The sequence below is a fragment of the Blautia sp. MSJ-9 genome (assembly GCF_018919065.1).
In the GTDB taxonomy this organism is placed as follows: Bacteria; Bacillota; Clostridia; order Lachnospirales; family Lachnospiraceae; genus Blautia_A.
The window spans coordinates 35,019-46,360 of sequence record NZ_JAHLQG010000025.1 but is presented as its reverse complement, the minus strand read 5'-3'; the positions used below and the strand labels follow the sequence as shown (position 1 = coordinate 46,360).

The following is an 11,342-nucleotide window of genomic DNA, read 5'->3' as shown; positions in this document are numbered from 1 at the left end:
AGTAATAACGCCGCATATTGAGGAGTATTTGTCAAGTAATATTTTAGAAAATATCAAGTAGGTATCAGAGAGATCATTGCCCGTTTAACAAGCAACAATCTCTTAAGTTAATGACATTGCCTGTGAACAGTAACTATAATAGTTACTGTTCATTCCGTTCTCATTAACATGCTTCGCAAGCATATATGAAAAGGAGTATCAACTTATTGTTAATACTCCCTTTCAACCCCTATAAATTTAATTATTTATACTTATTTAATTACACCAGTCTTCTTACTGATACGATTGTTCTGTATGCAGCATTATCACTGATCTTAATACCGTCTACTGAATTGGATGCATGAACAATACGTCCATTACCCATATAGATTGCAACATGTCCACCATAGCAGATCAAATCTCCCGGCTGTGCATCTGCGTAGGAAACTTCTGTACCGGCATTCTGCTGTTCATAAGAAGTTCTCGGAAGGCTTACTCCAAAGTTCGCATATACACTCTGAACAAATCCTGAACAGTCAGCTCCGTTTGTAAGGCTTGTGCCTCCCCATACATATGGATTTCCAACAAACTGTGTTGCATAGTCTACTACTGAGGATCCTGCTCCTGAGTAAGAAGAACTTGAACTCTCTGAACTTGATGACTGTTCACTCTCATAATCCTCTGCAGATACTGTATTATCTGAATCAATTACATTGCCATATTCATCATATTCTACATCATCGGAAGAAGATGCGTTATCAACAACATCACCATCCTCGTCGTACTCTACATCATCCTCTGACACATCTTCATCTGAATCGGACTCGGATTCATCATCACTGTTATCAATTTCATTACCATCTTCATCATATTCTACGTCTTCTTCTGAATCAGATTCCTGTTCCTGCTCTGCTGCTTCTTCTGCTGCTGCTTCCTCTGCGGCCTGTCTTGCAGCTTCTTCCTCTGCCTGACGTCTTGCCTCTTCTTCTGCTGCGATTCTCTCAGCTTCCAGTCTCTGAATCTCTGCTGTCTGCTCTGCTAACAGGTTTGCATATTCTGTAGCCTGCTGCTGTGCATAAGCGATTTCATTTTCATAGTCTGCGGATTCAGATTTCTTCTGATCAATCTGGCACTGAAGATTATAAGACTGTTCTTCATAAGAAGCTTTCATCTCTTCCAGCTCTGCTTTCTCAGATTCATACTGTGTCTTGAGATTATTTACTTCATTAATTGTATTTACATATTTATCAAGATTCTTTCTGTCCTGCTCATACATCTGCTGTGTATTCTCAGCACGTGTAAGAAGATCACTGAGATCTTCTGAATTCAGCATCATCTGGAACCAGGCTGTATCGCCACCCTGCTCATATAATGCCTGAATTCGCAGTTTCATACTCTCATACTGTTTATCTCTTGCCTTCTGAGCTTTCGCCAGATCCTGTTTCGTTCTGATAATGTCTACTTCTTTGTTATCAATATCTCCTTTAAGAGTATCGATAGAAACCATAACACTTACAAGATTAGAATCCAGTTCGGAAATCTCATTCTCAAGCTGTGATTTCGCATATGCCAGCTCATCCATTCTGGAGTAAGTAGCATCGAGCTGCTGACTTGTGATCGCCTGCTCTTCTCTTAATTCATCCTCTCTTGAAGCGCTTACACTAACTACCTGTGTTGCAGTCATCAGAAGTGCTAATGTAAGACATACAATTCTTTTCTTCATGAATTCTCACCCTCGTAACATTTTCTTTCCATTTATTAATACTTGCGTAACATCTAAGTTAATTCTTATACATATTAACATATTGTAATCATTAACGCAAGTGTTATTTACTATAAATTTTATATTTCTGTAACATTTATTAATCTTTTTGTTATTCTTATCTTTTTGATATACAATTCAAACATATTATATTGTGTTTCTATAACATTCAAACGGATAAAATCATCGGCTTCACTACTTACTCATAAACGAATAACCTCTCCTCAGTTTATTGGTTAAATATATTGCTTTTGTGCTATCAAATACACATTCTCAATTGAACCGTAAACTTGCTAGATTCAAGTATTGCAACCAAATCATCTGCATTCACTGTTTTCTTAATTTAAAACACAAAAGAAGCAGCCTCTTTTTTATAGAAACTGCTTCCTCAATGTGTCTGTTATTCAATTCTTAGCTGAACAAATCTGCAAGAATCTGGTCTGCTGTCATATTCAGATATCCGTCAGGATCTGAAAGTGTACTTCTGTTCCATCTCAGATAATTACCTCTTCTGATATAGTTACCAGAGGAAGTATGGTAAGCATATTTAGTAAATCCAGGATATCTGGACATATACTTCTGTGCCAGAGTAATTGCCTGACTTGAATAATCCCCTGAAGGAGTTGGTGTACCGGCGATCTGAACGCCTGCATTCGGTGTAGAATGTACAATTACCGCACTCTTGTCTTTGCACTGACCAAGGATGATCCATGTATGGCCGCTGTCATATCCTACATCACCAGGATATACTGTCCAGTCATCACTGGCCAGATTTGCCTGCGTAAGGATGCTTCCCCATCCAAGAGATTTGTAATAAGAACCAACCTCACCAGAAACAACGGTATATCCACTTCCGACACCAGATTTGCTCTGCATTACCTGATATGCTGCCCAGCCTACAAAACCGGAACAGTCAAAACCTTTGGCACGATTTGCTGTGCTGAGGTCCCTGTAATTGTTATAATCATAACTACTGCTCTGACTATTGTAGAAATCAGTCATTGTCTGGCTTGTTCCCTTTCTTGTGGAATCATTCCAGCCGCCGCCCCATACATAAAGAGCCTGTCCAACCGGCTGTAATGCACCTGCAAGATAATTCTTGATTGTCTTTGAACCTGTAGGGCTTGTTGTATTACTCAATACACCATTTGTATTAAAATGATACTTTGTGCCATCAATTGTTACATCTCCGGTAGCCATCACACCTGTTTCTTTGTCAAAGTAATATTTGTTTCCACTGATGGTGGTCCAGCCAACGGCCATCTTACCACTGCCTGTACTGAAATAATATTTCTTGCCATCAATTGTCTGGAAACCTTTTGCCATAACTCCGTCTTCTGTTTCAAAGTATCTGTACTCATTACTGGAGTTCTTGGTCCATCCGGTAAGCATATAACATGCACTTGTGAAATATCTTGTATTGGATTTACTGTCTGTAAGGAATGTCTTGCAGGCAGCTACACCACTGTTGCTGTAGAAATAATATTTCTTACCGTTCAGTGTCAGCCATTTGGTCTGCATGAAACCTGTAGACGGGTCAAAGTATCTCTTCTGATCCTTTGAATCTGTTACCCAGCCGGTCATCATAACACCGACACCTTTACTGAAATATCTCTTACGACCCTTGCTGTCTGTTACCCAGCCTTTTACCTGAATACCGGTTGTTGTATTAAAGTAATACTTCTTACCATTCAGTTCCAGCCAGCCCTTCTGCTTAGAGCCATCTTCGTTTATGTAGTATGAATTTCCGTTGATAGTTACAAAACCGGTTTTCGTCGCTGCATGTACCTTCGCAGTAGTCAGATGCATTGAAAATCCTACGGCGAATAACAGCAGAAACAGAAGTACTCCCCAGATTCTAAACTTCTTGTTTACGTTTTGCATACATACCTTCCTTTTCTTCTTTTCATTATCAGAGCGTGTCTGAAAAATACGAATGGCAGATATCATCGGATATCGCTCATATTTCTCAGATACGCTCCAAACCTTGCGAAACTTTTTTACAATGTTGTTACGTTTCTATGACCCTATTATATTACACTTTCAATATTCAGTCAACAGAGAAGTAAAAATATGTTAAACATTCACTAAATCTTCACATTCCAAACCCGAAAAAAAGAGACAAAGTCCACAAAGACTCTGTCTCTTTTCACTATTACAGCAAATGTTTTCTTAATTCAGCGCCGTCAGCAGCACACAGATATGCAGGTGCTACATCAAATACTGTCTTCGCACCAGTCTGTCCTTCTTTGCTCATGCGGTATGCAGCTCTTGCATATGCAACAAGTACAGAAGAAGTAAATTCAGGATTAGAATCCAGTTTCAGGCTGTATTCGATCACATGATTGTTTTCATCATTCCAGCCTGTTTTACCGGAACGGATTACGAATCCACCATGCGGAATTCCGCTGTGGTCACGTTTCAGTTCCTCTTCAGAAATGAAATGTACGGTTGTGTCATAGTCTGAGAAGTAGTTTGGCATAGTCTTGATATCGTTCTCGATCTGTGTAAGATCTGCGCCTTCTTCTGCAACTACGAAGCACTCTCTTGTATGTTTCTGTCTTGTTGTAAGATCTGGGTTCTCTCCATTTCTTACTGCTTCCAGTGCGGATTCTACAGGGATTGTATACTGTTTTGCATCTTTAACACCTTTGATACGGCGAACTGCATCTGAGTGTCCCTGGCTTACACCTTTGCCCCAGAATGTGTAATCTTTACCATTTGTAAGAATTGCGTTTGCATAGAGACGGTTCAGTGAGAACATTCCCGGATCCCAGCCAACGGAGATAATTCCGATATGTCCGCCTTCTTTTGCAGCAGCGTCTACTGCATCGAAGTGCTCTGGAATTCTTGCATGTGTATCGAAACTGTCAATTACGTTGAACATTTTTGCATATTCTGGTGTCTGTTTCGGAAGATCTGTTGCACTTCCTCCACAAATGATCATAACATCGATCTTATCTTTCATTTTCTCAGCATCGTTTACAGAGTATACTGTAGCTGTCTCTGTAAGGATTTTAACTGTTTCCGGAGCACGGCGTGTAAATACTGCCACCAGCTCCATATCTGGATTATGTTTAATTGCACACTCTACACCACGGCCAAGATTACCGTAGCCTAAAATACCAACACGAATACTCATTATTGATTTCCTCCTGTGTCCTTTATTGTTTCACCACTTTAATATAGTAATAGTTTCACTTTTAGTTGTCAATCACCAACTTGAATTTTTTGACCAATCGGACACCTTAACAGCAGAACACCCCGCCGCCTGGACAGCATAAACTGCAGGCTAAATTTGCCAGACACAGCTTCATGCAATAGTCATCTCCACCTGTCGGCATGCCGCCAAATGGATTCTGCATCTCCTGATACCAGGTTCCGCCGCCTTCCATCTGCTGCTGGAGCATCCGATACTGTGCATTATCAGGCTCTAACCGGACGGCTTCTTTAATATCATTCAATGCATTTACATTGTTTCCAAGTCCCATATTTGCCATGGAGGACAGATAATACCATTGTCCGTTTCTCTGTTGAAGTGACTGCAGTACATTCATAGCCTCACGATAATGTCCACTCTGGATATAATTTGCCGCTGCCTGTCTGCGTATCGTCTCTTCATCCTGATATCCGGAATCTGTCTGACCGGAAAATCCGCCAAAGCCGCCGTAATTATAGCTGCCATAGTTTCCATATCCGGTTCCCTGCTCTCTCTCTTTCATGATCTGTTCATAAGCCTGCTGAACCTGTTTGAATTTCTCCTCAGCCTGCTCTTTGTTTGGATTGTCAATATTGGCATCCGGATGGTACTGTCTGCTCAGTTTGCGGTATGCTTTCTTCACTTCATCATCGGATGCGTCTCTAGAAATCCCAAGTATACTATACGGATCGATCATTCTTTTTTCTCCCCTGATTCTTTTCTTTGCTTATGGATCATCTCGAAACGTACCCATACGCCGGAATAAAGAATATTTCTCAAAATATCTGTATATTCTATAATAGGAAGTTTCTCAAACTCCCTACAGGTCTGTGCCATCATCATGATCAGAAGCTGACGAACCTGCTCATCGAATGCTTCCATTATATATTGTTCGGAAAAAGGATTGTAATTTTTATTTTTTATGTCCTCTTCCACATCGTCATATGCATCCAGAAGATAGATAAACTTGCCAAGAAAGAATCCCATTCTCCGCAGTGAACTTTCCCACACATCGGACTTCCATGCAAGAATTTCTTCCATGATTTTACCAAAGCATCCTGACATCTTATCTATATCTTTCTCTCCGGCTTTCTCCATTGTGGAAAGCTCTGCCAGATATTTCTGTATCCGTCGCGATTTTTCCGGATATTTCTGATCCAGCTTTCGCACTTTTCCCTGCAGAACTTTCGAATAACCAAGCGCTGTGATTTTTTTCTCATCATCCCAGTCATCCCTGCATTTATAATAGGTAAGAAGTACGTTCATGTCTGCTGCATACTCCGTCACTTCATTTCTCCGGACCGGTTGTCTGTGTACCGGATGAATGATACACCTGGTCTCACCTTTCTGTGTAACTGGCTCGTAAAGCGCACTCAGCAGGATCACGACAAAAGTCATATCATAAGTCAGGGAAATCTGTCCGGATATTCCATATCTGTCTTTCAGTTCTCTGCAGAGACCACAGTAAAAAGAACGATATAAGTCAAAATCTTTGAACTTTATCTCTGGCTTATTTAATACTACATAACCAAACATGTTTCCTCCTGCTTCTGATTTCTTTCCTGCTTCCTAGAGCGTGTTTGAAAAATCATTCCCGCAATCTGCACGCCCCACTTTGCGGTATACTTTGCCCGAATTCGGTTGTCGTAGTTAGCGTCTTTTTATAAACTTCTGATGGCACTTCGGACACTCAATCTCTACTTTCTGTCCTTTTCCTCTCGGAATGCGGATCTTCTGTCCACATCCAGGGCAGGTATAAATATGATGCGTCTTCCTCTGCTCCATCATACTCTTCTCTCGGTTAAACTGGCCTCGAATTTTCTGCGTATAACCGAGATATTTCTGGTTTTCTGCATAGCGGGCTGAGACATTTCTGGACAAAATTCTGAAGTATGTATAGATGATAAGAATCATGCCTATCATATCCAGAACACTGCCTGCCGCACTTCTTCTTATAAAAGAACCTACTACAATAACAAAAAGTGCCACACCAAGAGTAAATCTTGCAAACTGATCGACTCCGTAACGTCCCTGCATGAATTTGTTTAATCTGTCTCTCATAAATTACCTCTTTTTTAGCTGTTTCCATTGTAAACAACAGCATCTTGGCGTTTCCACGCCTTGTCTTTCATGTGTATTTCTATTCTTTTACAAGAACTTTCAGAACTTCTGCGATATACATCGTATGATAATCTTTCTGTGGATACCATTTACTGTCATTCTCCGGTGCATCAAAGCATTCTGGTTTGATGTCGTCATGATACATTTTTCTGCATACCATGATCATGTCCGCTTCTTCGATTCCTGCTGTTCCATCTGTGAAATATGGTGTCAGACCTGCATCTTTAATCTTATCTGTGCCTTTTCCGGAAACAGTACCGCAGTAATTTAATGCCTTGCGATAGTCACTTCCGAGGACAGAGATTGTAAAAGTATCTTCTCTGTCTACGAATTCCTTTGTATATCTCTGTGGACGAATGTATACAGTCACTGCATTCTTTCCCCACATAACCCCCATTGCACCCCAGCTTGCTGTCATGGTATTGCATTTCTCTTCATTTCCTGCGGTGATCAAAAGCCACTCTTTGCCAATCTTGGTAAATGGATTCATTGTCAGTTCTTCTGGTTTTACTTCTTTAAAACTCATTGTCATGTCCTCACTTTCTTTTTACTGTTGTCTAGCGCATGTTTGAAAAAAGCTTTCTGCAAGATGTGCGTCACAATTTGTGGAAGATTTTGTTCGGATGAGGGCGTCGTAGCGGGCTACGGCAACCAAATTCGGGCAAACTATACCGCAAAGTGGGGCGTGCAGCATCTCTCAGTATCTGTGATCATTAATCTTTCACTGTTTAACGATCCTGCCCATATGCAAAACTTCTATCTGTCATTGCAGACCTGGAAAATATAGAATTTCAAATAATAAGACTCATCTGCTGCCCACAGAATCGGATGATCCGGCGCCTGCGTTCTGTATTCTACCTGGCGCAGTCTCTTGTGTACATTCTTTGCTGCCTGTCCAATGGTTCTGGTAAACAGTTCATAATCCATGAAATGAGAACAGGAACAGGTTGCCAGGAATCCGCCGTCCTTGACCAGTTTCATTGCACGAAGATTGATTTCTCTGTAGCCTTTTACCGCATTCTTGATAGAATTTCTGGACTTGGTGAATGCCGGAGGATCCAGGATCACCACGTCAAATTTCTCACCCTTTTCTTCCAGTTCCGGAAGCAGTTCGAAGACATCTTCGCAGATAAATTTCACCTTGTCGGATAATCCGTTTAATGCTGCATTGGCAGTTGCCTGATCTACTGCAAGCTGAGATGCATCCACACCTGTTACACTGGCAGCGCCTGCAATTCCAGCATTCAACGCAAAAGAACCTGTATGTGTAAAGCAGTCCAGAACTTTTGCACCTTTACAGAGCTTCTGGATCGCAAGTCTGTTATATTTCTGGTCAAGGAAGAATCCCGTCTTCTGTCCGTCTTTGACATCTACTTCGTATTTGACACCATTCTCTTCAATCTGTACAAGTGTCGGAAATTCCGGTCCAATGAAACCTTTCACCAGTTCCATTCCTTCCTGTTTGCGTACCTTGACATCACTTCTCTCATAAACGCCACGGATGATGATACCATCCTCTGCAAGAACTTTCCTGATCAGTTCTACAATTGTTTCTTTGAAACGGTCAATTCCCAGTGCAAGTGACTGTACCACCAGTACATCAGAGAACTTATCTACTACCAGACCCGGCAGAAAATCTGCTTCTGCGAAGATCAGACGACAGCTGCTTGTATCTACTACCTTCTTACGATATTCCCATGCATCACGCACTCGTTTCTCCAGAAGTTCCTCATTGATCTCAACATTCTCGTCCCTGGTCATCAATCGTACTGTGATCTTAGAATTCGTGTTAATGAATCCTCTTCCCATCGGATATCCGTCAAAGTCATGGACGAGTACCATATCTCCGTTCTCAAAACTTCCCATGATCGTATCTATCTCATTATCAAAAATCCACATCCCACCAGATTTCAGAAGTCGTCCTTCACCTTTTTTCAAGGTTACTACTGCCATTCCCATTCTTGTTCCTCCTCATTTTTATGCTTATCTGTAAAGTCATTCTGTTTTTCTTATTCCAGTCAACCCATTCTAACACATTCATTTTCTTTTTTCTACACATAACACAAAGCAGCCGGCGAAATCACAGAAATTTCACCGGCTGTTTCTTATTAATTTCTTTTATTTTTATTGTTTTTTCAGCATTTTCTCAGATTTTTCAGAAGTATACATCTTGGAAGACCGCCATAGCAGAGTGCAATCTTCTTTACTTTATATCCATGACTCTCCATATTATTTCTGCTGAATTCATTATCCGGATGGATCGTACACATCAGATAATAATATTTCTCTTTATCCAGCAAACTTTCTGCTGCTTCCAGCATCTGTTCCTGCAATCCATTCCCTCTGTATACACTGCCTACAACTGCAGAATCCATGACTGCCACATGAGCAAGCTGTTCTCTGTCAAACTCAAGATAAGTTCCCAGATTCTCCTCATCTTCCGGATATTTTACAACGAAAAAGCCTGCAATCCCGCCAATTGGAGATTCTGCAACAATCACATAACCCTTTCCCTGTAGATGTTCTCGGATATAATTCTCATCATCAGCTACAAACCATTCCGGATGAGCCATATCATTCTTCGCTTCGTTCATGATCGTCATGATCTCAGGTACATCTGATTCATCTGCTCTTCTTATAACAAAATGAATTCCCATATGATTGTACCGATTATTCTGCATAATCCTCACTGTCTTCTGCAGTCTCTTCTGTTTCTGCATCTTCAGTGTTGTAAGTCTCTGTGCTCTCTCCGTAAAGTTTCTCAAAGAACTTCATTGTTTCATTGTATAATGTCTGTCTGTCATCATCAGAAAGTTCACTGAGTTCCGGACTTGCCTGTACATCTGCGTTTAATCCGAAGATATCCTTCATTGCTTTGTCTACCATATTAAGCTCTGTGCTCATGTAAATTTCAGTTCCGTCTGCCTGATAGGAATCTGTTCCATCAGTAAGCACTTTGAGATATGCTTTTTCTACTTCTTTTGAAAGAGCTGCTCCATTTTCAGAATCAAGACTTACAGATGCATATGCGGAATCATCTTCCATTGCTGTTGTAAGAGCCTCTGTATCGCCTTCATATTCGCCCTTGCAGAAGTTCTCAACTCTGTTAAATAAAGTAAGCTGATCATCTGTCAGTGCAGAAGTATCCAGTTCATCTGCTGCTGATGCATTATCAACAGTTTCTGTAGGATCCTCTTCTTCATCTACATTGCCAAGTGTACTGTCATCTGTTGTCTCGTCGCTGCCAGTCTCTTCCGGCTCCTCTGTCTCACTGAGATCTTCATCATTCTGATCATCTGAAGTATCCTCGATCAGACCTGTTTCCTGTTCCAGAGAAGGATTTTCTGTGGAACTCTCTACTACATCTCCGCCCAGTGCACTGTTATCAACATTGCTTAAGATATCATCTCCGTCTACTGTGTCACCGGCATTTACCGTGTCATCTTCTTCGTCTGCAATATCGCCAATGGAATCGCTGTCACCGGAAGTATTCTGGTCAACCTGCTCCAGAGTTGCTTTTACATCATCATAATTGTAGTCTTCCTGTGCAATCTGTTCCAGAAGGTCTACAATCTTGTTGATCTGGTCGGAGTCCAGATTTACGTTGTTTTCCTGTGCTACATTAACTACAATATTATAAATTTCATCTGCATTCTGAACGTTGTCTTTGATTACCTGCATTTTGGAATTATTCATAACTGTTGTAGCATCATTCTTACCAACTTCATCTGCAAGATTTCCGGTTACTACCATTTCCTCTGTTGCAAGCTCTTTCTTTGTGCTGTCGAGCTGTTCGCCTGTGGCGGTCTCGTATGCCATCTGAATACCTGTCAGCGCACCTGTTCCTGATACTTCAAACGGGCAGGCTGCTACTACTTCGCAGTTCTTTACGCCAGATGTGGAAAGTGAGGTGGCGATCATGTTGCAGGTTACCCAGTTGAGGTTGGCTGTACGTACCTTGATACCTCCGGACTGGGTTGGCTTAACGTATGCGCAGCTTACGGTTCTGGTTCCGATCTGTTCGATTGGAACATACGCGCTTAAATGATCTCTCTCATCCTGATTTGTGATGGTGAGGATCTGCACCTGGCTGCTGTCTACGTTGAAGTATTTCATCATTGTGTTCTTCTGTTCATCGGAAAGGTCTGCTCCGAGTGTTACGACCTTCATGGAATCTGCCATTGTCGGTACTGCTGTGCCGGAAAATACCAGACATGCGCTGCATAAAAGTGCTGCGGCTGATTTTGCTTTTTTCATAATAGAAACCTCCCTGATATGTGT

13 protein-coding genes and 1 pseudogene are annotated in these 11,342 nt (G+C 41.3%); 2 read left to right on the top strand and 12 right to left on the bottom strand.

The genetic code is table 11. The features are described 5' to 3' along the window. Positions 1–259: 259 nt before the first annotated feature. The 6 genes from KQI87_RS06885 to KQI87_RS17200 form a co-directional block, all read right to left on the bottom strand. Positions 260–1,702, bottom strand: a complete 1,443-nt coding sequence (locus KQI87_RS06885; protein ID WP_216459527.1) for a C40 family peptidase — start codon at positions 1,700–1,702, stop codon at positions 260–262. A 450-nt stretch (positions 1,703–2,152) separates the two neighbouring features. After that, positions 2,153–3,625, bottom strand: coding sequence for an N-acetylmuramoyl-L-alanine amidase family protein (locus tag KQI87_RS06880; RefSeq protein WP_216459526.1), 1,473 nt, complete (start codon positions 3,623–3,625; stop codon positions 2,153–2,155). A 271-nt stretch (positions 3,626–3,896) separates the two neighbouring features. Next, positions 3,897–4,883, bottom strand: a complete 987-nt coding sequence (locus tag KQI87_RS06875; protein WP_216459525.1) for a diaminopimelate dehydrogenase — start codon at positions 4,881–4,883, stop codon at positions 3,897–3,899. 106 nt (positions 4,884–4,989) lie between these two features. Then, positions 4,990–5,637, bottom strand: a complete 648-nt coding sequence (locus tag KQI87_RS06870; RefSeq protein ID WP_216459524.1) for a DnaJ domain-containing protein — start codon at positions 5,635–5,637, stop codon at positions 4,990–4,992. Beyond that, positions 5,634–6,476: a DUF5685 family protein gene (locus tag KQI87_RS06865; RefSeq protein WP_216459523.1), complete on the bottom strand. Its 843-nt coding sequence runs from the start codon at positions 6,474–6,476 to the stop codon at positions 5,634–5,636. Before KQI87_RS06865 ends, KQI87_RS06870 begins: the two co-directional genes overlap by 4 nt. After that, positions 6,461–6,547, bottom strand: coding sequence for a DUF6783 domain-containing protein (locus KQI87_RS17200; RefSeq protein WP_334300726.1), 87 nt, complete (start codon positions 6,545–6,547; stop codon positions 6,461–6,463). Before KQI87_RS17200 ends, KQI87_RS06865 begins: the two co-directional genes overlap by 16 nt. Here KQI87_RS17200 and KQI87_RS17530 point away from each other — a divergent pair. Next, complete coding sequence (locus KQI87_RS17530; protein ID WP_441039109.1) at positions 6,521–6,607, top strand: DUF6783 domain-containing protein; 87 nt, start codon at positions 6,521–6,523, stop codon at positions 6,605–6,607. The two genes, KQI87_RS17200 and KQI87_RS17530, sit on opposite strands and share 27 nt — an antisense overlap. Here the strand turns inward: KQI87_RS17530 and KQI87_RS06860 are convergent. From KQI87_RS06860 to KQI87_RS17195, 3 genes are all read right to left on the bottom strand, one after another. Then, positions 6,591–7,001 (bottom strand): hypothetical protein, encoded by a 411-nt coding sequence (locus KQI87_RS06860; RefSeq protein ID WP_216459521.1) that lies wholly within the window; start codon positions 6,999–7,001, stop codon positions 6,591–6,593. The two genes, KQI87_RS17530 and KQI87_RS06860, sit on opposite strands and share 17 nt — an antisense overlap. 79 nt (positions 7,002–7,080) lie before the next feature. Further along, positions 7,081–7,587, bottom strand: a complete 507-nt coding sequence (locus KQI87_RS06855) for a flavin reductase family protein (RefSeq protein ID WP_216459519.1) — start codon at positions 7,585–7,587, stop codon at positions 7,081–7,083. A gap of 21 nt (positions 7,588–7,608) precedes the next feature. Further along, positions 7,609–7,755, bottom strand: a complete 147-nt coding sequence (locus KQI87_RS17195) for a DUF6783 domain-containing protein (RefSeq protein ID WP_320813771.1) — start codon at positions 7,753–7,755, stop codon at positions 7,609–7,611. On the opposite strand from KQI87_RS17195, the pseudogene KQI87_RS17525 reads away from it, so the two are divergent. Further along, positions 7,687–7,848, top strand: a pseudogene (locus tag KQI87_RS17525) (DUF6783 domain-containing protein); the annotation flags it as partial. The gene KQI87_RS17195 and the pseudogene KQI87_RS17525 sit on opposite strands and share 69 nt — an antisense overlap. Here the strand turns inward: KQI87_RS17525 and KQI87_RS06850 are convergent. The 3 genes from KQI87_RS06850 to KQI87_RS06840 all read right to left on the bottom strand — a co-directional run bounded on the left by KQI87_RS06850 (position 7,818) and on the right by KQI87_RS06840 (position 11,318). Beyond that, on the bottom strand, positions 7,818–9,020 hold the full coding sequence (locus tag KQI87_RS06850; RefSeq protein ID WP_216459517.1) for a class I SAM-dependent rRNA methyltransferase: 1,203 nt from the start codon (positions 9,018–9,020) through the stop codon (positions 7,818–7,820). The pseudogene KQI87_RS17525 and the gene KQI87_RS06850 sit on opposite strands and share 31 nt — an antisense overlap. 176 nt (positions 9,021–9,196) lie before the next feature. Beyond that, complete coding sequence (locus tag KQI87_RS06845; protein WP_216459516.1) at positions 9,197–9,742, bottom strand: GNAT family N-acetyltransferase; 546 nt, start codon at positions 9,740–9,742, stop codon at positions 9,197–9,199. Next, on the bottom strand, positions 9,732–11,318 hold the full coding sequence (locus KQI87_RS06840) for a DUF1002 domain-containing protein (protein ID WP_253292404.1): 1,587 nt from the start codon (positions 11,316–11,318) through the stop codon (positions 9,732–9,734). The genes KQI87_RS06845 and KQI87_RS06840 overlap by 11 nt, the downstream gene beginning before the upstream one ends. Positions 11,319–11,342: the final 24 nt, after the last annotated feature.